Here is a 20,960-nt window from a genome sequence, read left to right as displayed (position 1 = left end):
CTGAGGTCGCCGCCGGGAGGACGGCAGTCTGTTCCGGCACAATGTTGATCGCGGCGCCGGGCAGTCCGTGATGATGACGCTCGCCTGCCGGTGGCATCTGGCAGGCGTTGACGCCTCGACCTTACATCTGCCATGTGGCTTGGCGGGGCGGCGCTCCGCCCCGACGCTTCGCCGGCAAAGAATGGCCTATTCGTAGACCGTCTTTCCGGTTTCGTGCCTCTGCAGCCAATCCCAATCGATGGTGACGCCGAGGCCGGGACCCTCCGGTACGGCCACGCAGCCATTTGCGTCGACCGCGTCGAGATCGTCCGAATAGCCGTCGGCAAAGATGCGGCACTGGGTCGAAGGCCCCGGAACCTTGGGATGTACCAGGCCGAGTTCATAGTAGTTGGTATTGCGGATCGAGGCCATGCAGTGGCGCGGGGCGGGACCCGGCGCGTGGATCTCGCAATCGAGGCCAAAGCCTTCCGCCACATGCGCCAGCTTCATAACGCCGGTGATGCCGCCGTCATAGTCGACGTCGGCACGGACATAGTCGGTTCCCTCGGCGATGATCTGGTCGACGCGTAATTCCATGCCGCGCACATGCTCGCCGAGCAGGATCGGGGTCTTGATGATCTGGCGCAGCTTCTTGTGGGCGAAGGCCGACTGACCGCCATCCTTGTAGGGGTCTTCGAGCCAGAAATAGCCCGCCTCGTCGCAGGCCCTGCCGACCTTGAGCGCATCGGCCCAGGTCTCATATTCGCAGGCCGGATCGATCATCAGGTCCATACTGTCGCCGACCGCTTTGCGTGTCTGCAGCACCGTGGCCACTTCGCGCTCGATCGGTCCGTTGCCCCAGCCATGGATCTTGAAGGCCGGATAGCCCATTTCCTTGCATTGCTGGGCGAAGTCGCCAAAGGCCTCGGGGCTGTCGAGGCCGCCGTTTTCGTCGCCATGATAGGTCGAGGCATAGGCCGGCAAGCGTTTGCGCCAGCCGCCGAGCAGCGCATAGATTGGCAAGCCCGCCGCCTTGCCCGCAATATCCCACAGCGCAACGTCGATCGGCGCCATGCCGAAGCGATCCTGCTTGCGCAGCGCCCGCTTCAGATCGTTCCAGATCAGCTCGCGCTCGAGCGCGTTCCTGCCGATCAGATAATGCGCGACCATGGCCACCTGTGCATAGGAGACGCCATTGCCGCCGACATATTCCCCCGTGATGCCGGCTTCGGTTTCGATCGTGAAGACATAGCCGACCTGCTCGGCGGTCGAACCTTGCAGATAGATGTGGTTGAAGCCGTTGTAGTCAGCGCCGAGTTCGCGGGCGCGCCATTTGTATTGGTGCACGCTCAACCGCTTGATGCGCAGATCCTCAGCCATGGCACTCTCTCCTCCTCCTGGAATTAGCCGCGGCGCGCCAGCACGATCGCCTGGTTCAGCGCCGCGAGCAGGCTACGCTCGTCGGCCTTGCCGGTCCCGGCGATATCGAAGGCCGTGCCATGATCGACCGAGGTGCGAATGACTGGCAGTCCCACGGTGACGTTTACGCCGTCCTCGATGCCAAGCACCTTGACCGGCCCATGGCCCTGGTCGTGATACATGGCCACCACCAGATCGAAGTCGCCGCGTTGGGCGCGGAAAAACAGCGTGTCGGCGGGCAGCGGCCCTTCGACATCGATGCCGCGCGCCTGCAGGGCCTCGACCGCGGGGATGATCTTGCTTTCCTCTTCGCCATGACCGAACAGGCCGTGTTCGCCGGCATGCGGATTGATGCCGCAAACGCCGATGCGCGGCTTCGGGATGCCGGCACGGACAAGCGCCGCGTGGCCACGCATGATGGTGCGCTCGACCAGACCCGGCTCGATCCGGGCAATGGCATCGACCAGGCCGATATGCGTGGTCACATGGATGACGCGCAGCTTCGGCGTCATCAGCATCATCGACACTTCCTCGGTGCCGGTCAGCGCCGCCAGCATCTCGGTATGGCCGGGAAAGGCATGCCCGCCGGCGTGGAGCGCCTCCTTGTTCAAGGGGGCGGTGCAGATGGCATCCACTTCGCCTGCGGTCATCAATTCCACAGCCTTGCGGATGAACTGGAACGCCGCATCGCCGGCTACCCCGGAGAGCGCGCCCCAGACGAGATCATCGGGGATGAGCGGAAGGTCGATCACCGCGACGATGCCGGGGCGAATATCGGCTTCCTCGACCGAAGCGATCGCCTGCACCGCCAACTGACTGCCGAGCAGAGCCCTCGCCTTGCGCAGTCGGGCGGCGTCGCCGATGACGATCGGCCGGCATTCCTCGAACAGCGCGCGATGCGCGAGGCTCTTCATGATGATTTCCGGCCCGACGCCGGCGGCATCGCCCATGGTGATGGCAATCGTGGGAAGGGTCATGGATCCATGCGGGATCTGGAGGGATGAGGGGGCGTCGCGTCCGCCACCATGCAGCGTGGCGAACGCATCGATGAGCGTCCGGCCTCGCTCGAGCCAGGACGGCGCGACCAGCCCCAGTTGCTCGCCGCCGTGAAGTCGGCACCGCCGGGGAGATCGTCGGCAAGGATCAGGATGTCCAAGAAGCGGCTCCTCGATCAGGGCGTCGCCGACGCATCACCGGTTCGCGCCGCGATCAGATCGGCGAGGCGCTGGCGGCGGACGCAGTTTCCAAGCGCGAAGGATTCGGCGAGCGCGATGACGGTCGCGTCATCGTCGATATCAGCAAAAAGCCTGCCAAAATCCTCGGCCATCGGTTCGCCGAGCAGGATGCTGCGAACGAGCTGCTGGGCCCAGTTCTGCTGTCCGAACGGAAACGGGTCGAAGGCCGGATATTCCTTGGCGATCGTTTCCTCGACCGGTCCCATGATGTAGCGGACATCGGCATCACTCGAGCCCCAGCTATCGACGCCGAGCCGAGCCTTCTTGTCGGTCACCGGCTTGATGCGCGTCCGCCAGGGCGATTCCGCAGCCGCGTAGACGAGGCCCTGGCCGCCGATATCCTTGTAGGCCCAGAGCGACCAGTGGGCGTCGTGTTCGTTGTAGATGTCGAGCTGGTCTTCGAGCAGGTGGTAACGGTCGGCATCGCGGTCGAGATCGCCGGTGAAGACAGGGCCGAACTCGCCGATCCAGATCGGCGTCCCTGTCTTGCGCATGAACTCGGTGCGCTTCAGGAAGGTCTCCTCGATATTGGCGCGATCCACATAGACGCCGCGGGTGATGCCCGGATAGGGACCACCATAGGAATAACCCGGCAGCTTGTAGTCATGCGCGGCATAGACGGTGTTCGGATAGGGCTCGAAACCCTCGAAGGCGCTGAAATCCTGGCCATAGCGATTGCCGTCGAGGAAGATGATGTGGTCGGGATCGATGGCGCGAATGGCGTCGATGGCGCGGTCGTAGAACGGCTTGATCCTGGCGTTGGAGGCGTCGCCGGGCTCGTTCATGATGTTGTAGCCGGCGACGGTCGCATTGCCTTTGTAGCGCAGCGCCAGCTGGGTCCACAGATTGACGACGCGGTCCTGGAAATGCCGGTGCTGCCAGAACAGCGCCTTGTGGGTGGCGTTGTCGCTGTGCCAGTGCATGTTCTGCGCGCCTGGCAGCGCATGCAGATCGAGAATGGCATAGAGGCCATGGCGCTCGCACATGGCAATGACGCTGTCGAGCAGCGTGAATCCGGCCTCCTTCATTTCGAAGGGGCGATCGTCATCCTCGAAATGCCGGTAGCTGAACGGAATGCGCACGTGGTTCATGCCGAGCGAGGCCAAATAACGGGCGTCCTCGTCGGAAAAGAACGATGCCATGAAACGCTCGAAAAAGAGGGCATAGCGATCGGGCCCGAGCGCGCGCAGCAGCGCCTCTCGCTGCAGTGTTTCGGTGGAGGGGAACCCGGTGAGGAAGTTCTCCATGTTCATGAAGCCGCCGATATTGTATCCGCGCAGCGACACGGCCTTGCTCGTGCCATCCAGGATCTTCGTGCCGCTGACGGTCAGGAAGCGATCGTTCATTGGAATGTTCTCGATTGTTCGCGGGTTTGCGCGGCGACTGTCCCGCCAAGCCGGAGCTAGCTTCGATCCTGTCGCGGCGTGGTGCTCGAGCGGACGACCAGGCTGGTCGCCAACTCGATCCGGTGGCTGAGTTCGGACGATTCCTTGCCAAGCAGCATGTTGATTGCGAGCGCGGCCATTTCGGCGAGCGGCTGGCGCATGGTCGTCAGGGGTGGGGAGACCCATTCTGCCATCGGGATATCGTCGAAGCCGACGACGCTGAGATCGTCCGGCAGCCGCAGGCCATGCAGCCGCGCCGCCTCATAGACACCCATGGCGTGAAGATCGTTGGTTGCGAAGATGGCGGTCGGCGGATCGGCCAGGTCGAGCATCGCCGAGGCGGCATTGAGGGCCGTCGGGTGGTGATGGGCGCCCGTGAAGATCAGCGCCGGATCGACCGGAATGCCGGCTCTCATCAGAGCAGCGCGATAGCCGTCGAGGCGTTGCTGGTTGCAGAGCATCGCCGGGCGGCCGGCGATGATGCCGATGCGCTTGTGACCAAGGCCGATCAAATGGTCGGTCGCCGTCATCCCCCCGGCCCAGTTGGTGACGCCGATGGACGGCGTCCTGGGGTCAGGATGGCCGAGCGGATCAACGATCACGACCGGCACGGCCAGCGCCTTCAGGCGCTCGCGATGCAGGGGTGTCAATTCGGCGAAGACGAGAATGACGCCATCGGTGCGGCTCGAGCCGATATTGCTGAGCCACCGCGTCTCCTTGGGATCATCGGAGAGGGCCGAGACCGCGATGCGGCATTTGTTCAGCAGCGCCGCCTCTTCCGCGCCTCTGATGATCTCGATCGCGTAGGGGCCGAATTCCGGGAAGACGAGGTCGATCAGCCACGGCGCGTCATCTCTCTTGCGCTTGCCGCGGGCGTAGCCCGACTGGTTGAGGACCGCTTCCACCCGCTCGCGCGTTTCAAGGGCAACGTCGAAGCGGCCGTTCAGCACCTTGGACACTGTTGGCACCGAAACGGCGGCGGCGGCTGCGACCTCCGCCATGGTCACGCGCCGGCTTCCGTCCTGCTGCCCCTTACGAAGACTCGGGCTTCGCGTCATTCCAGTCCCGCCACTTTGCCGACACGGCGACCGCGCCGTCCTGCGACCTATATCGAGCCTCTCCGCGACGCCGCGCAAGCCCCGCCTCAATCCTCGAAATACACCGAAAATATTGCGAAAGATGTCGTAAGTCGATCTCGCAGTTTCGAGATAGCCAATGTCGAACCACTTGGCAAGACCGGCATATCCGAGCGAAATTGCCAGGATATCAGCCTTGACGCTTCGGAGGTGGTTCGGTAGCCTTCCCGAAAATCACAACATGAGCTTCGAAATTTTCGAAAGACTCATGTCCTCGCCGCGGCGAGAGGAAGCGTGACCCTGCCCGGATCTTCGGGAAGCGTGGTCGCGTATTCGTCTCGGGGAGGACGGCTCTGAGGCCTTATGGGAGGATGACATGCGATCCAAGAGAACAGCAGCCCTGCTTGCCTTGACCGTCTCGGCGCTGACGCTGAGCACGGCGGCCTTTGCTGGCGAAGTGGTATGGTGGACGCCCAATTGGGGTGAGGCGCGCGCCAAGGAACTGGCGGGCAAGTTTGAGGCCGCCAATCCCGGCATCACCATCAAGATGGAAGTCACGACCTCGGACGGCCTGCCGCAGCGCGTGCTGACGGCCCTGCAGTCTGGAGGGGCGCCCGACATCATCGAAGTCCAGCATGGCTGGGTGAACGGCTATGCCCAGAACGGGCTGATCATTCCGCTCGACGACACGATCCAGGACAAGGACGACTACGCCAAGGCTGCGATCGACTATGTCAGCTGGGACGGCAAGCTTTGGGCGATTCCGTATCGGATGGAAACCCGCGCGGTCGTCTTCAACAAGGCCGACTTCAAGGCCGCCGGCCTCGATCCTGACCATCCGCCGCAGACCTGGAAGGAGTTCGTCGACGCCGCGACCAAGCTGACCGGTAACGGCAAGTCGGGCTTCGCCATCACCGGCGGCGGCGAGATGGGCAACACGATCACTGGCTCGTTGCCCTATATCTGGATGAATGGCGGCAGCATCATCTCCGACGACATGACCACGGCGACGGTCAACCAGCCGGCGGCAGTCGAAGCGGTGACCTTCTATACCGACTTCCTGAAAAAGGGCCTGTCGCCGGCGTCAACGCTCGAGAATGACGGCACCGCCGCGAGGCGCCTGTTCATTGCCGGCGCCGTTTCCTCCTATCTCGGCGGCCAGTTCGATATTCCCTCGATCCGGACCGAGAATCCCGCCATCGACATCGGCATCTTCCAGACGCCGCATCCCGATGGCAAGGAAACGGCGGGTGTTCTGGGCGGCTGGAGCTATATCATTCCGAAGGACGCAAAGAATCCGGGCGAGGCCAAAAAGTTCCTGCAGTTTATGAACACTTCGGAAAACCAGGGCTTCTTTACGGATACGTTCCCGGTCCGCATCTCGTCTCAGGCGCAGCCGCGCTTCAACGATCCGATCCTGGCCGTCTTCAAGTCGATGCTGCCTTTTGCTCGGCCAGTGCCGATCCACAAGAATTGGGTCCAGATCAGTCAGGCCTATTTCGACGGCCTGCAGCGGATCATGCTTGGCGACCAGACCCCGCAGGAAGCCATGGATCAGGCTAACGAAGAGATCCAGGCGCTTCTCGACAGCTGACACGGTCCTCCCGCGGCTCCTCTGGGCATCCGTGCCTGGGGGAGCCGTCCCCGGACGTTCGTCTTCGCCACGGCTCGCGTCGCGTCGCATTGCGGCGCGCATTGCCAAGCCTCGGCAGATCAGGAAGGCCCCCATGAAATCGCAGACCGGATTGCTGTTCGTCCTGCCGGCGCTGATTGTCCTGTTCATGCTGATTGCCTATCCGGTGGCCTATACGGGGCTGCTCAGCGTCACCGATGGCAATGGCCACCTCGTCGGGTTCAAGAATTTCGCAGCGGTGCTGAAGCCGCGGGTGACGACGCAGGCATTCATCAACACGATCTACTGGGTGTTCGGCTCGATCGTCTTCCAGGTCGTGCTGGGCACGCTGACGGCGATCCTGCTCAACCAGAGCTTCTTCGGCCGTGGGGCGTTGCGGGCGATCACGCTGATCCCGTGGGTGGTGCCGGGCATCGTCGCGGCGACGACCTGGGCCTGGATGTTCCATACCGAGTTCGGCATCATCAATTACATGATGACGGGCTCCGGCGTGCTGCAGAGCCCGATCGGCTGGCTGACCAACAAGGACACGGTCATGCCGGTCCTGATCGCCATCAATGTATGGAAGCTGTTCCCGTTCGTAGCGATCATGGTGCTGGCCGGGCTGCAGTCGATTCCCAACGATCTCTATGAGGCCGCCCGCGTCGATGGCGCCAGCTTCTGGGAAGAGGTCTGGTACGTCATGCTGCCCTCGGTGCGTCCGGTGATCACGGCGGTAACGCTGCTCCTGGTGATCTGGGGCCTGAATTCGATCACCATCATTTATGCGATCACTCGCGGCGGGCCGGCGAACAAGACGCTGATCACACCGATCCAGATCTTCCGTCTGGCATTCGAGAGCTTCCAGTTCAATCAGGCGGCGGCGCTGTCTGTTATCTTCTTCGGCGTCGCCATCGTGGTGGTCTTTATCTACATCAAGGTGCTGTCGGCGCAGCCGGGAGAGGCGAAATGACCGCATCAGCAACGCGGGTCATAGCGCAGCCGAAGATGAAGAAACCCGGCCTCAGCTGGCCCATCATCCTGATCGGCTCGATCCTTGTCCTTGTCGTCTGCATGTTCCCGTTCGTCTGGATGGGGCTGTCGTCGATCAAGACGCTGAAGGAGCTTTATTCGGTGCCACCGATCTGGTGGCCGGCTGTCCCGACCTTCGACAATTATTACAAGGTCTTGTTCGAAAGTAACATTCCGAGATACTTCCTCAACAGCGTCATCATCTCGGTCGGATCGACGGGGCTGGCGCTGATTCTGGCGATCTTCGCGAGCTACGGCTTTGCCCGCTTCGACTTCAAGGGCAAGCCATACCTGCAGGCCTTCATCCTGGTCGGGCAATTGCTGCCAACAGCGGCGATCATCGTTCCGCTGTTCATCACGTTGCGGGTATTGGGCCTCGTCAATACCTATTGGGGTTTGATTCTGGTCTATATGATCGTGACGCTGCCGCTCAGCGTCTGGATGCTGACCAGCTATTTCCGAGCGGTTCCTGTCGAAGTGGAAGAGGCGGCGATCCTCGATGGCGCCTCACGCCTCGGCGTCCTCTTCCGGATCACGCTGCCACTGTCACTGCCGGGGCTGGTCGCGGTGATCGTCTATGCCTTCGTCACGACCTGGAACGAGTTCATTTTCGCGCTCTGCTTCGCCACGGATAGTTCGGTCAAGACATTGCCGATCGGGCTTGCCGAATTCTCGACTGAGTTCAACACCGACTGGGGCGCGGTCATGGCTGCCTCGGTGGTGATGACCGTGCCGATCGCGCTGCTCTTCCTCGTATTCCAGAAGATGTTTGTCGGCGGACTGACCGCCGGTGCCACGAAGGGGTGAAGATGATCTATTCCGGACCTATTCCGCAACTCGGGCTCGGCACCTTCGGACGCACCGGCGATGCCGGCACCGAAGCGATCCTGAAGGCGATCGAGATCGGCTACCGCCATCTCGATACGGCGCAGACCTACGATACGGAGAAGCAGGTCGGCGAGGCGATGCGCCGTTCCGGGCTTTCGCGCGGCGATCTGTTCGTCACCACCAAGGTCGCCGACACGATGCTCGAAAAGGCGAATTTTCTCCCGAGCGTCGAGCGCAGCCTTGCCGCGATCGGCGTCGATCAGGTCGATCTCCTGCTGATCCATTGGCCGAGCCAGAACGACCAGGTGCCGTTCGCCGAGTATATGCTTGAGCTGGCGGAGGCCAAGGCACGGGGGCTGACACGGCTGATCGGCGTTTCGAATTTCCCGATCGCCGATCTGGAGCGCAGCCGCCAATTGCTGGGCGAGGGTGCGATTGCCACCAACCAGATGGAGATCCATCCCTTCCTGCAGACACCGAAGCTTCGCGACTATGCGCGCGACATGGGCATGCCGTTGACCGCCTATCAGCCGCTCGCTAAGGGCATGGTCAACGACGATCCAACGATCAGTGCCATCGCGGCGGCGCATGGCGTCGGGCCGTCAGCCATCGCGTTGGCCTTCCTGATGGGCGAAGGGCACATCGTGATCCCAGCTTCGGGCAGCGAGGCCAATCTTCGCGCGAATTTCGCCGCTCTCGGCGTGACGCTGACGCCCGAGGAGATGGACCGGATGCGTGCCCTCAATCGCGGCCATCGCCGCATCGATCCTGCCAAATCGCCGGTCTGGGACGACCAGGACTAGACGCTGCCGGAATCCGTCGGCATCCGCCTGAAGCGGATGCCCCTGTCCGCCCCATTCCTGACATCCGGAGTTTTCATGCCCCTCGTCCAAGTTGACATGTCGCGCAAGATGTATGAGGCCCACGCCAAGCAGATGAGCGTGGAACTGCAGCAGGCTTTCATCGAAGCGCTCGACGTCAATCCTCTCGACAAATTCCAGGTCTTCCGGCCGCGCGATGAGGGCGAGCTGGTGTTCGACCCGGATTACGGCCTCGGCAACCGCCAGAACCTGGTGCTCATCCAGATCTTGATGGTCCACAGGTACAGCGCAGACCAGAAGCGCGGCCTCTACAGGGCAATCGTCACCCGGCTCGTCGCGATCGGCATCCGCAAGGAAGACATCCTGATCGGCGTGACCGAGAACGGCTTCGAGGACTGGTGCGCCGGACGGCTGCACGGCGAGTAGCCAAACCCGACATGATCAAGGAGTGAATCGAGTGTCTCGGCAGAAAGTTCTGTTCATCGGCGGCACGGGCCGGATCAGCGCCCATTGCGTCGACAGCGCCCTTGCGAAGGGGTTCGAGGTCTTTGTGCTCAACCGGGGGCAGACCGCGATGCGGCCGGTCGCCGGCGGCGCGCAATATCTGAAGGGCGATGCGCGCGATCCGGCCTCCGTGCGTGCCGCGGTGAAGGGCCTCGATTTCGACGTCGTCGTCAATTTCGTCGCCTATACGGCTGCCGACGTGACGTCAGATCTCGAGATCTTCCGCGGCCATGCGGGGCAGTATGTCTTCATCAGTTCGGCTTCGGCCTACCAGACGCCGCCAGCCCGGCTGCCGGTGCTTGAATCGACGCCGCTGCACAATCCGGTCTGGCGTTATTCGCAGGACAAGATCGCTGCAGAGGATGTGCTGGTCAAAGCCTATCGCGAGGAGAACTTCCCGATCACCATCGTGCGGCCGTCGCACACCTATGATCAGGGCTCTGTGCCCATGATCGGTCAGTGGACCTCGATCGCGCGCATGCGCGCCGGCAAGCCAGTGATCGTGCATGGTGATGGCTCCTCGCTATGGACGCTGACCCATGCCCGCGATTTCGCCAAGGGCTTCGCCGGTCTGCTGGCCAATCCCTATGCCTATGGCGAAGCCTTCCACATCACCTCGGACGAGGCGCCGAACTGGAACGCCATCGTCAGGACCCTCGCCAGAGCCGCCGGCGTCGACGATCCGAAGATCGTGCATGTGCCGTCCGACGCCATCGCGATGGTCGATCGGGCCTGGGGCGATGCCCTGCTCGGCGACATGGCGCACAGCATCTATTTCGACAACAGCAAGCTCAAGTCGCTGGTGCCGGAATTCATCTGCACGACGCCGTTCGCCGAGGGTGCGCGCGAGATCATGGCCTGGTTCGATGCCAACCCGAAATGGAAGATCGTCGATTCCGCCAAGGATGAGACGATGGACTGGCTGGCGGACGCTTATGCTCCGCGCGGGCGCTAGCAACGGGCGCCGGCCGCGATCGGTCGCAGGCACAGCGTCGTGCTGCGCTGAGGCCGATCAGGCGACCCGAGGGCGAACGCGATGAACGGATCTTTGCTGATCAGGAACGGCCGGGTGATCGACCCTGCCTCAGGGTTTGACCAGCCGGCCGATCTGGCGATCGCCGACGGGAAGGTCGTCGCGATCGGCCGCGATCTCGCGCCGGGTGGTAGTCGCATCATCGACGCGGCGGGAATGCTGGTGGTTCCGGGGCTCGTCGACCTGCATACGCACGCCTATTGGGGCGGGGCGCTGCTCGGCGTCAATGCTGACAAGATCGGCCCGCGCACCGGCGTCACCACCTGGGTCGACTGCGGCACGAGCGGCGCGGCGACCTTCGAGGGGTTTTATCACCACGTGATCCGGCGAAGCCGCGTCAGGATCCTGCCCTTCATCAACCTGTCCTATATCGGCCTGACGGCGGCCGGCAATCTCAGCATCGATGTCGGGGAATTGTTCGACTGGCGCTTCGCCGATCTTGGCGAACTCAAGCGGGTCGGTTCGGCATTTGCCTCCGAGATCGTCGGCGTCAAGCTGCGCGCCAGCAACAATGCCACCGGCGCCCATTCGGCCCTCGCCCTGCCGCTCGCTCGCGAAGCGGCAGACATGCTCGGCGTGCCGCTCATGGTGCATGTCGGCACCGCTCCGCCGACCATCGACGAGGTCCTGCCATTCCTGCATGAGGGCGATATCCTGACGCATATCTACAATCAGAGCGTTGGCGGGTGCGTTCTCGATGGGGCGGGCAAGCTCAAAGCCTCGGTGAGGGATGCCATGGCGCGTGGCGTCAAGATGGACGTCGGACATGGCGCCGGAAGCTTTTCGTTCCGTGTGGCGGAGATCGCCATGGATCAGGGATTGCTACCCGACGCGATCAGCACCGACCTGCACGCACACAATGTCGACGGGCCGGTGTTCGATTTGCCGACGGTGATGGCCAAATTCATCGCGCTCGGCATGGACATGCATGAGGTGCTTACCCGCGTGACTTTTGCGCCTGCCTCCATCGTCCGCCGAAACGACCTCGGACGGCTGGATGTCGGCTCCGAGGCCGATATCGCGATCTTCAAACTTCGGTCCGATCCGCAAAATCTGGTCGATTCGGCCGGTGAAATTCGCAGTGGCACGCTCGGATTCGACAATGTCGCCACGATCTGTCGCGGCATTGTTCTCGAGGCTGTGGAGGATGGTCGGGCGGAGGGCCGCCACTACCGCTGACGGCGCGCCGGCCCTGTCGGGCACGTCCGGCAGCACGATCACGCCGACGAGGCGCGGACAGCGTCGCAAGCTGCTCGTCGCCTCAAGGCGAAGTAGCCAAATTAGGCCAAATGAGTGATTGACCCGACGCCTGCCGACGCAAATGCTGCATCTCCGTTTGATGGAGGAGCTTTGCGTTGAAAGATCTGCAGGACAAGGTGGCGATCGTGACCGGCGGCGGCGGGGGAATCGGCGCCGCTTCGGCCTCGGCAATGGCGGCACGCGGGGCATCGGTCGTGGTAGCCGATGTTCACCACGCCTCGGCGGAGCATTGCGCCAGCGCCATTCGCGCCGCCGGTGGTGAAGCGCTGGCCGTCGCCGCCGATGTTGCGCGCAAGGGCGAGGTCGATGCGATGGTCGGTGCCGCGATCCAGCGCTTCGGACGGCTCGACATCCTCTTCAACAATGCGGGCATCCAATATGACAAGGCGATGGAGGACACATCCGAGGAGGAATGGGATCGCCTGTTCGCGATCAATGTGAAGGGCATGTTCCTGTGCTCGAAGGCAGCCATTCCCGAGATGGAGCGGCAGGGCGGCGGCGTGATCCTCAATTGCGCTTCGGTAGCGAGCTTTCGGCCCCTGATGGGCATGAACACGGCCTATGTCGCCTCGAAGGGGGCGGTGATGGCGATGACGCGCGACATGGCCGTTGCGCTGGCGCCGCGCAATATCCGCGTCCTCGCGATCTGTCCCGGCCCGACGCGGACACCGATCACGGCGGATTCGATTGCGCGCGGCGTCATCACCGAGGACGAGGTTCGCGCGCTGCAGTTGACCGACAGGATCGCCGAGCCGGCCGAAATCGGCGCCATCGCGGCCTATCTCGTCTCGCCGGAAGCGCGCTATTTCGTCGGCACAGGCGTCGTCGCCGATGGCGGCATGTGCATCGTCTGAAGGGTTGGCGCCGGTCCGCCGCCGAAGCGACTGCGGAAGATGGTGTCGCGCGCAGCCTCTATATGCTGCCGCATCGCCTCCGCGCTCGCCTTGGGATCGCCGCTGACGATCGCCTGCAGCACCCTCTCGTGATCATGGACGATGCGCCTTTGGCGCTGCAGCGAGGCTGCTTGGGAGAGATTTGCCGACATGGAACTGGTGAAGCGGATCTGCGGTTCCCAGGCGGCGTAGGTGCCCTCGACATAGCGGTTGTGGCTGCTGGCCACGACGGCGCGGTGGAACTCCATGTCGAGCTCCACTGTCTCGAGCATGTCCGAACTGCGGAAGATGCGGAGCTTCTGGAGCGCCGTCTCGATGGCCGCAATGTCATGGTCAAGGCGCTGAAGGGCCGCGATGGCGGCCGTCCCCGGCTCGAATACCAGGCGGAATTCGAAGCACTTCCAGATGTCCTCGACGCTGTCGACCGGACCGAAGCTGTGGCGGCGCGCGCCGGACATGCCGATCACGGTCGTACCGGAGCCGCGCCTGGACTGGAGGATCTTCTCGCGCTTCATCCGGGCGAAGGCGTTGCGAACGACTGCGCGTGAGACGTCGAATTCCTGAGCGACAGCCTCCTCGGTCGGCAGCTTCGAGCCGGCGACATAGTTGCCCGAAAGGATGCGGTTGGTGATCTGCTCGTAGATGAAATCCGTCAGTGACTGACGCTCGGCCATGCCGCTCTCACGCGCTAATTAGGCTAGATGTTAGCCCGATTAATTTAGACCGCCAACGTGTTTCACCTAAGCGGCACTCTAGTAAAGCATTTGATTTTCCATGACAAAATCCGGCGATTCGCCTAGCATTGGTATTTGGCGCTGTCGGCTACCTTTGACCTAATTGCCAAAATATGGTCAGCGCTGCACGTCCCTTTTGCACTAAGATCGCGTTGAAAAAGAAAATAGCCATATGAGGCTATGCCCGGGAGGGGAAATCAACGTGAAGACGAGGCTCGTGTCAGAGTTCTGCGCGTGCTGGCCATCGATCGCCGCTGTCGAGATCGCCTCGAGGCGCCCCCCGTCATCCGCGACATTTCACTGAGCTGGCGCTTTGAGGCGCCGAGCAACGGCGCATAACCGATCGGCGCGGCTCTGGATACCAGCCGGTTCCCTTTGCGATCGTCGCAATTCGCTTTGGCTGCGTCGGTCCATCCTCGTCATTGAACTCATCTAGCCAAATTAGGCCGTGCGCAATCACCGGCGCGACTGGAGACATTCTCGGAATGGAACGAACCACACTCTTCGGCACCGATATATCCGTATCGCGGCTGTCGCTCGGAACCTGGGCCTTCGGCAACGACCCGGTCTGGGGCGAGCAGGACGAGAAAGCCTCGATCGACACCGTTTCGGCGTCGCTGGAGCACGGAATCGATTTCATTGACACCGCGGAAGGCTATGCCGATGGCCGTTCCGAGGAAGTGCTCGGCCGTGCGCTCAAGGGACGGCGCGACAAGGCCATCATCGCGACCAAGGTCTATAGCGACCGCAGCCGGGAAGGGGTCGTCCGCGGTTGCGAGGCAAGCCTGAAGCGGCTTGGCACCGATTATATCGACAGCTTCTACATTCATTGGCCCAATCCGGAGATTCCTGTGGCGGAATCGGTGGAGGGGCTCGACCGGCTCCTTCAGGCCGGCAAGATCCGCTCGGCCGGCATCTGCAATGCGGGACCGGTGACGCTTTCGGAACTGGAGCAGGTCAAGGGCAAGCCCGTCCTCTCGCTGCACCAGATTCCCTACAGCCTGTTCTGGCGCGCCTGCGAATACGAGATCCTGCCGAAGACGCGGGAATTGGGGGCGACCGGCGTTGCCTATTCGGTGCTGGCGCAGGGCCTCCTGACCGGTCGCTACGGTTCGGCCAGCGATGTGCCCAAGGGCCTGCACGTCACCCGCTTCTACAGCGACGGTGGCCACGGCGAGTCCGGGGCTGAGGACGAGGTCTTCGCCGCGATTGCTGAGCTACGGGAACTCGCAAAGGCCGAAGGGCAGAGCCTTGCCGATCTCTCCATCCAGTGGGCGCTGGCTCAGCCCGGCATTGATGTCGTGCTGACCGGTGCGCGGACGCCGCAGGAGATCACCGAGAACGCCGCGGCGCTCGACCGCAAGGCCAGTTCAGAAACGCTGGACCGCATGACGGCGATCGCTGAGGCCGTGAAGCTGAAGCTGGGTCCGAACCCGGACATGTGGATGAACACCAGGGAGAGCCGGTTTCGCTAGGCGGCGAGCTGAGGCGGTCGATCGGCTGGGCCGCCGATCGTCGCGCTTGGCTTCATCGTGCAGCGCTTCATGGTTCAGGCCCCGCCGCCGGTGCGGTCAAGGGCCGACTGTTCAACTCCGTTTGGAAACCCCTTCATGTCGTCATTCTCGCCCCGTTCCGTCTCCTACACGGCCTTTATCGCCACGACGCCGGCCGAGGCCTGGCGGGCCATCACCGACGCGGACCGCATGGCGCTCTATTTCGGCGGGCGCCGCATTCAATCCGGCTTCGAGAAGGGCGACGAGATGCGCGTCTTCATGCAAGGCGGCGTGCTCGATGTGCTCGGCGAGGTGATCGCCGTCGAGACCGAGCGGCTCCTTTCCTTGACCTGGCATGTCGAATGGCATGAGGAGATGCGCAAGCTGCCGCCCTCGCTGCTGACCTTCCGGATCGAACCGTCGGAAGACATGGTGAAGTTCACCGTCGAGCATGGCGAATACCAGGAGCGGTTACCGGACGCCTCGCTGGAGGACAGCCGCAATGGCTGGCCGATGATCGTGTCCAGCATCAAGACGCTGCTGGAGACCGGCAAGCCCCTTTCGATCCAGTTCTGAGAGCCGCAACGGAGCCATCATGGCGGCAAGAGCCGCCGATGGCCGAGACGTCATCGGGACCGGCGTTTGATCCTGACAGTTTCTGACACCACGCGACGTTATCTGACGACGGCCGCACTCACTGCTGGTGCCCTGTCAAAGGAACGACAAATGGTTTCATTTTCGCCTGTCGCGTTCGATGCCTTCCTCAAGGAAGACGACGACACAGCCGTTGTCATGTTGAATCTCTTGCGCTTCGCGCCTGATGGCGGCCGCGAGAGATATTTGAAATACCTGGAAATGGCGGAGCCGATCCTGGCTCGCTTTGGCGCCAAGATCCTGTTGGGCGGCGATGGCCTGCCGGTGCTCACGACCGGTGAGGCAGAGGGGTGGGACGCCGTCGTCCTCGTTCAGTATCCGCGCCGATCCGCATTCGCGGCGATGGTTGCTGATCCCGAATACCAGGTTGCGTTCAAGGTTGGACAATCAGCAATCGCCGATATCATTCTGCAGCCTTTGAAGCGCCTCGACGGTCTGTTGTAGCGTGGGAAACTGATCGCCGCTTGCGGTGTGAAGCCGAATGTCCTCTATTCGGCGGCAATCCAGCGCCGCCTCGGGGTGGGCGGCGGGCCGGGATCAGCGCATGAAACGCCCCGGCCGGCTCGTCGCGATCATCGTAAAAAGCGGCACCAACGCCCGAATCTCAAGACCGAGCAGGACACCACCGTGACCGAACGATTTGAACGGCATCGCCAAGCCTGGACCGCTGAAGAACTCCAGAAGCTGAAGCTGCTCGCCGGGAAGGGCATGGCGCTGAAGGCGATTTCCAAAGCCATGACGCGCAGCGAGGAATCCATCAAGGACCGCGCCAAACTGGACGGCATCGGGATCGCCAAGCTCCGCTAGGCCGCGTTCACGCAACCGCTGCTGACGAGCGCTACCTCCCCTGTCTCATCTCGATGCCGCCTTGCATGGAAGCCGCTCGCCGAGGACGTGCGGCGGCTCTATGGCGCGATAGCGCGAGACCGAGTCCTAGCCGTGTCGCTGATGGCTCCCGGCTCCCTAATGGGCAGGATTGCCGGCAATGGCCTGTGTGATCGCCGCGGCCGTCTCGGCAACCAGACGGCCGATGACCGGAAGGCGGGTCGTGTTCATGCGCAAGACGGTGCCGGAGACGGAGATCGCGCAGACCACGTCCGCATGCTGATTATAGACAGGCGCCGCCACGCAGCGGAGGCCCGTCACATACTCTTCGTCGTCAACCGCATAGCCGTCGCTGCGGATCTTGGCCAACTGCGTATTCAGGGCATCCTTGCAGGTCAAGGATTTGACGGTCGCCCGCCGCATGCCATGGCGATTCAGGTGGGAATTGACTTCGCTGCCGGAATAGGTCGCGAGGATCGACTTGCCCATCCCTGACGCTGTCATCGGCGTGCGGCCACCCACGCGGGACAGGGCGCGGGTGATTTCGCGGCTTTCCAGCTGGTCGACGAGAACAATCTCGCCCTTGTCCACGACGCCGAGATTCGCCGTTTCCTTGGTGTGTTCACGCAGCAGTCGCAGATAGGGCTGAGCAGGCGCCACGAAACTGCGATCGCGCACGAAAGCATTGCCGATGGTGAAGGCCTGTTGGCCGATATGCCAGAGATTGTCCTTGGGGAGAAACCGAACGAAGTGACGCTGCTCCAGCGTAGTCAGAAGTCGGTGCACTGTGGTGAGCGATAGCTTTGTGCGGCGCGCCAATTCGGTTAGTCGCAGGCCGCCTTCAGCATCGCTCAATGACTCCATCAACAGCATCGCCCGGTCAACGGATTGAACGCGCCCATCGAGTGACTTGGTCATGTCAGTCCCTCCTCAAGACTGGCAGATCACTGGCGTTGTCGCGCTCCTCAACTCGACAACACACTCTGCGACAGTTATGGTAGCGCTACCAAGGATGCTGGTCAATCGGCTATGTTTGGATATGATCGCAACATTGGCGTCGGGACGGCCAAAACGAGCAAGTGGATAGACGCCCATGGCAAAACGCATTTCAACCGGTCGCCCGACCATCGCCGACGTCGCGGCGCGCGCGGGCGTCGGGGCCATTACGGTGTCCCGCTTCCTCCGGCAGCCAGAGAAGGTTTCGGAGGCGCTCGGGGCGTCGATCGCCGCGGCGGTGCGCGAACTCAATTATGTGCCGGATCTCAATGCGCGCGCCCTCGCGTCCAGGCGAACCGATATCGTCGTCGTCCTGGTCCCATCCCTCACCCAGAACATTTTTTCCGACGTGCTGCGCGGCATCTATGACGGGGTGGAGGACAGCGGGCTTCGGATCGAACTGAACAATACGCGCTACAGCAGCGCGATCGAAGAACAGCAGGTTCATGCAGCCCTGAGGCACGGGCCTGCCGCCATCATCATTTCGGGAACTGAACAGACACCTGCTACGCGGACGATGCTCGCCAATGCGGGATGTCCGGTGATCCAGATCATGGATCTCTGCGACGATCCGATCCAGAAGGTTATCGGGTTCTCGCATTTCCGGGCGGGGCTGGATATGACGCAGCACCTGATCGATTCAGGCTACCGTCGCGTCGCGTTTTTTTCCGGCTGGATGAATGCGCGGTCAAAGCAGCGTTTGCTGGGCTACAGGACGGCGCTCGAGAATGCGAACCTGTTCGACCCGGACCTGATCGGGCAGATGGGCAATGAAAACCCGCATGCGAGCCGGGGCTCCATCAAGGACTTTCACCAGTTCTCGACCGCCGTGATGGGGCGAGAACTGATGCTCGACATGCTGGATCGCAGACCCGATGTGGAGGCCGTCTTCTGCAATAACGACGTGCTATCGATTGGGGCGCTCTTTGCGCTGCACTCCCGCAACGTGCCGGTGCCCGAACGCATCGGCATCGCAGGGTTCAACGATTTCGACTATATGGAGGCTGCTTATCCTGCGCTGAGCAGCGTGCGCATCCACCGCTGGAAATGCGGCAACGAAGCCATGATGGCTGTCCGTCACCAACTGGACGGGGGCGACGTTGGCCCGCCGGTGGTCGATCTCGGCTTCGAGATCATGCGGCGGGCAAGCACCGACCGCCATGGCACGCTGCAGGCGGCCCGGCAGCCCGAAGCCGCGTTGAGCCTCAGCTAGGTCAGACCCTGTCCGGATCGTCGGACAGGCTCTTGGTTATTGCTTGAACGCGGTTTCTTCACGCGAACCGGAAACCCACTTCGCTCGACGAAACGCTCTAGACCCCCCAATTCAGGTCCCAGTCCTGCACCACATGCCCCGGCGACACGGTCGTGTAGGTCCGTTGTGGCGGCTCATAGTCCGATGCGCGGATCGGGCTCTTGATTTCCTCGGTCGCGATCTGGCGCACCTGATTGCGCCGGGAAGGATCGGGGATCGGCACGGCGGCGATCAGGCGTTTGGTGTAGGGATGCTGCGGGTTCTTGAACACCATCGCGGCGGGTCCCATTTCGACGATCTCGCCGAGATACATCACGGCAACCTTGTGGCTCATGCGCTCGACAACGGCCATGTCGTGGGAAATGAACAAATAGGAGAGGCCGAATTTCTGCTGCAGGTCGAGCATCAGGTTGATCACCTGTGCCTTGATCGAGACATCAAGCCCCGACACCGACTCGTCCGCCACGATGACCTTGGGTCCCAGCGACAATGCGCGAGCGACGCAGATGCGCTGCCGCTGGCCACCGGAAAACTGCGCCGGATAACGGTTGGCGACATCAGGATCGAGGCCGACCTGCTCCAGGAGTTCCGCCACCTTTTCGCGGGCCTGCCGCTTGGTGCCCAGCCGGTGCGTCAGGTAAGGTTCGGCCACCGCCTCGCCGACCCGAATGCGCGGATTGAGGCTGGCAAACGGGTCCTGGAAGATCATCTGGATGTGGCGCCGCATGTCGCGCATCCGCTCGCGGTCGAGCGCCATGATGTCGGTCCCGCCAAGCGAGATCTGCCCGGCCTGCGGTTCGGTCAGCCGCATGATCGCGCGACCCGTGGTCGACTTGCCGCAGCCCGATTCTCCCACCAGCGAGAGCGTTTCACCCGGCTGGATATCGAAGGAGACATTTTCGACGGCATGCACCCGCCGATGCACGCTTCCGAACAGCCCGCTGATCAGGTCGTACCGCTTGACCAGGTTCCTCACCGACAGCGCCGGCTGGCTGGCGTGATCGACCGTATCGGGGCGAGGCTCGGCCACCCGCAGCACCCCGGTCTTGCGATCGACCACCGGGAAATGCTCGGGTTGCCCGTTTCCCGTCATGGAACCGAGGCGCGGAACGGCGGCGATCAACGATCTGGTATAGGCGCTTTGCGCGTTGTTGAAGATGGCTGCCGTCGGGCCCTGCTCCACCACCTGCCCACCCAGCATCACGACCGTGCGGTCGGCAATCTCGGCGACGACACCCATGTCATGGGTGATGAAAAGCACGCCCATGCCCTCTTCTTTCTGCAACTGCTTGATCAGTTGCAGGATCTGGGCCTGGATGGTCACATCGAGAGCGGTGGTCGGCTCGTCGGCAATCAGAAGCTGCGGTTTGCAGGCGAGCGCCATGGCGATCATCACGCGCTGGCGCATTCCTCCCGAGAGATTGTGCGGCAGTTCGCTGGCGCGGGACTTGGCGCCGGGGATGCGGACCTTCTCCAACATCCGGACGGCCTCTGCCTTCGCGGCGGCGCCGTTCATCTGGCCATGGACGATGAGCGTCTCTGCGATCTGATCGCCGATGCTCACCAGTGGGTTGAGGCTGGTCAGCGCCTCCTGGAAGATCATTCCGATCTGGCGCCCGCGGACCGTGCGCATTTGCGATTCTGGAAGCGTCAGCAATTCGCGGCCGCCGAGCTTGACGGATCCTTCTACCCGGCTCTGCGCCGGGTCGAGGAGACGCATGATGGTGAGCGCCGTCACGCTCTTTCCGGAGCCGGATTCGCCGACCACGCAGAGCGTTTCCTCGGCGCCGATCGCGAAGGAGATTCCCTTCACGATTTCGATCCAGCCCGACTTGGTCTGAAACGAGGTCCTGAGGTCCCGCACGCTGAGGACTGGCTCGCGATCGGCTATCGGGGCGCTGCCGATGTCAGTCATGGCTGTGCTCCTGT

21 protein-coding genes are annotated in these 20,960 nt (G+C 62.7%); 13 read left to right on the top strand and 8 right to left on the bottom strand.

Annotated elements, in window-relative coordinates:
- Window positions 1–186: 186 nt before the first annotated feature.
- The 5 genes from LB518_RS13150 to LB518_RS13130 are packed head-to-tail and all read right to left on the bottom strand — an operon-like array spanning window position 187 to window position 5,019.
- On the bottom strand, window positions 187–1,359 hold the full coding sequence (locus LB518_RS13150) for an enolase C-terminal domain-like protein (RefSeq protein WP_224577967.1): 1,173 nt from the start codon (window positions 1,357–1,359) through the stop codon (window positions 187–189).
- Between the two features lie 23 nt (window positions 1,360–1,382).
- On the bottom strand, window positions 1,383–2,375 hold the full coding sequence (pdxA, locus tag LB518_RS13145) for a 4-hydroxythreonine-4-phosphate dehydrogenase PdxA (RefSeq protein ID WP_224577966.1): 993 nt from the start codon (window positions 2,373–2,375) through the stop codon (window positions 1,383–1,385).
- Window positions 2,372–2,554: a hypothetical protein gene (locus tag LB518_RS13140; protein ID WP_224577965.1), complete on the bottom strand. Its 183-nt coding sequence runs from the start codon at window positions 2,552–2,554 to the stop codon at window positions 2,372–2,374. Before LB518_RS13140 ends, pdxA begins: the two co-directional genes overlap by 4 nt.
- Before the next feature lie 15 nt (window positions 2,555–2,569).
- Window positions 2,570–3,979 (bottom strand): glycoside hydrolase family 5 protein, encoded by a 1,410-nt coding sequence (locus LB518_RS13135; protein ID WP_224577964.1) that lies wholly within the window; start codon window positions 3,977–3,979, stop codon window positions 2,570–2,572.
- 56 nt (window positions 3,980–4,035) lie between these two features.
- Window positions 4,036–5,019, bottom strand: coding sequence for a LacI family DNA-binding transcriptional regulator (locus tag LB518_RS13130; protein ID WP_224578193.1), 984 nt, complete (start codon window positions 5,017–5,019; stop codon window positions 4,036–4,038).
- 451 nt (window positions 5,020–5,470) lie between these two features.
- On the opposite strand from LB518_RS13130, the gene LB518_RS13125 reads away from it, so the two are divergent.
- From LB518_RS13125 to LB518_RS13090, 8 genes are all read left to right on the top strand, one after another.
- Window positions 5,471–6,688 (top strand): ABC transporter substrate-binding protein, encoded by a 1,218-nt coding sequence (locus tag LB518_RS13125; RefSeq protein WP_224577963.1) that lies wholly within the window; start codon window positions 5,471–5,473, stop codon window positions 6,686–6,688.
- Window positions 6,689–6,821: 133 nt separating this feature from the next.
- Entirely contained in the window at window positions 6,822–7,679 is an 858-nt protein-coding gene (locus LB518_RS13120; RefSeq protein ID WP_224577962.1) for a carbohydrate ABC transporter permease, read from the top strand.
- The gene (locus LB518_RS13115) at window positions 7,676–8,545 is read left to right on the top strand and encodes a carbohydrate ABC transporter permease (RefSeq protein WP_224577961.1); all 870 of its coding nucleotides are present in this window, start codon (window positions 7,676–7,678) and stop codon (window positions 8,543–8,545) included. Before LB518_RS13120 ends, LB518_RS13115 begins: the two co-directional genes overlap by 4 nt.
- Window positions 8,546–8,547: 2 nt before the next feature.
- Window positions 8,548–9,369, top strand: coding sequence for an aldo/keto reductase (locus LB518_RS13110; protein ID WP_224577960.1), 822 nt, complete (start codon window positions 8,548–8,550; stop codon window positions 9,367–9,369).
- 75 nt (window positions 9,370–9,444) lie between these two features.
- Entirely contained in the window at window positions 9,445–9,813 is a 369-nt protein-coding gene (locus LB518_RS13105) for a tautomerase family protein (protein ID WP_224577959.1), read from the top strand.
- Between the two features lie 31 nt (window positions 9,814–9,844).
- Complete coding sequence (locus LB518_RS13100; RefSeq protein WP_224577958.1) at window positions 9,845–10,846, top strand: NAD-dependent epimerase/dehydratase family protein; 1,002 nt, start codon at window positions 9,845–9,847, stop codon at window positions 10,844–10,846.
- An 81-nt stretch (window positions 10,847–10,927) separates the two neighbouring features.
- Window positions 10,928–12,103 (top strand): amidohydrolase/deacetylase family metallohydrolase, encoded by a 1,176-nt coding sequence (locus tag LB518_RS13095; RefSeq protein WP_224577957.1) that lies wholly within the window; start codon window positions 10,928–10,930, stop codon window positions 12,101–12,103.
- A 176-nt stretch (window positions 12,104–12,279) separates the two neighbouring features.
- Window positions 12,280–13,038, top strand: coding sequence for an SDR family NAD(P)-dependent oxidoreductase (locus LB518_RS13090; RefSeq protein ID WP_224577956.1), 759 nt, complete (start codon window positions 12,280–12,282; stop codon window positions 13,036–13,038).
- Here LB518_RS13090 and LB518_RS13085 read toward each other — a convergent pair.
- A complete protein-coding gene (locus LB518_RS13085; protein WP_224577955.1) occupies window positions 12,987–13,751 on the bottom strand; it encodes a FadR/GntR family transcriptional regulator in 765 nt (254 codons plus the stop codon). The genes LB518_RS13090 and LB518_RS13085 overlap by 52 nt on opposite strands.
- 545 nt (window positions 13,752–14,296) lie before the next feature.
- Between LB518_RS13085 and LB518_RS13080 the strand changes: the two genes are divergently transcribed.
- From LB518_RS13080 to LB518_RS13065, 4 genes are all read left to right on the top strand, one after another.
- Complete coding sequence (locus tag LB518_RS13080; protein ID WP_224577954.1) at window positions 14,297–15,286, top strand: aldo/keto reductase; 990 nt, start codon at window positions 14,297–14,299, stop codon at window positions 15,284–15,286.
- Window positions 15,287–15,421: 135 nt separating this feature from the next.
- Window positions 15,422–15,880, top strand: a complete 459-nt coding sequence (locus LB518_RS13075) for an SRPBCC domain-containing protein (protein WP_224577953.1) — start codon at window positions 15,422–15,424, stop codon at window positions 15,878–15,880.
- A gap of 66 nt (window positions 15,881–15,946) precedes the next feature.
- Complete coding sequence (locus tag LB518_RS13070) at window positions 15,947–16,402, top strand: DUF1330 domain-containing protein (protein ID WP_353619954.1); 456 nt, start codon at window positions 15,947–15,949, stop codon at window positions 16,400–16,402.
- Window positions 16,403–16,429: 27 nt separating this feature from the next.
- Complete coding sequence (locus LB518_RS13065) at window positions 16,430–16,765, top strand: hypothetical protein (protein WP_224577952.1); 336 nt, start codon at window positions 16,430–16,432, stop codon at window positions 16,763–16,765.
- Between the two features lie 156 nt (window positions 16,766–16,921).
- On the opposite strand, the gene LB518_RS13060 is transcribed toward LB518_RS13065, so the two are convergent.
- Window positions 16,922–17,701 carry an IclR family transcriptional regulator gene (locus tag LB518_RS13060; RefSeq protein ID WP_224577951.1) on the bottom strand — a complete coding sequence of 260 codons (780 nt, stop codon included), beginning with the start codon at window positions 17,699–17,701 and terminating at the stop codon, window positions 16,922–16,924.
- A gap of 175 nt (window positions 17,702–17,876) precedes the next feature.
- Here LB518_RS13060 and LB518_RS13055 point away from each other — a divergent pair, with 175 nt between their 5' ends.
- Window positions 17,877–18,992 (top strand): LacI family DNA-binding transcriptional regulator, encoded by a 1,116-nt coding sequence (locus LB518_RS13055; protein WP_224577950.1) that lies wholly within the window; start codon window positions 17,877–17,879, stop codon window positions 18,990–18,992.
- Between the two features lie 97 nt (window positions 18,993–19,089).
- Here LB518_RS13055 and LB518_RS13050 read toward each other — a convergent pair whose 3' ends face one another.
- Window positions 19,090–20,946, bottom strand: a complete 1,857-nt coding sequence (locus tag LB518_RS13050; protein WP_224577949.1) for an ABC transporter ATP-binding protein — start codon at window positions 20,944–20,946, stop codon at window positions 19,090–19,092.
- Between the last annotated feature and the right edge of the window lie 14 nt (window positions 20,947–20,960).

Origin of the sequence: Mesorhizobium sp. BR1-1-16 (assembly GCF_020165495.1) — a bacterium.
GTDB lineage: Bacteria > Pseudomonadota > Alphaproteobacteria > Rhizobiales > Kaistiaceae > Kaistia.
The sequence above is the reverse complement of the archived record's forward strand: the minus strand, read 5'-3'. Positions and strand labels throughout refer to the sequence as shown.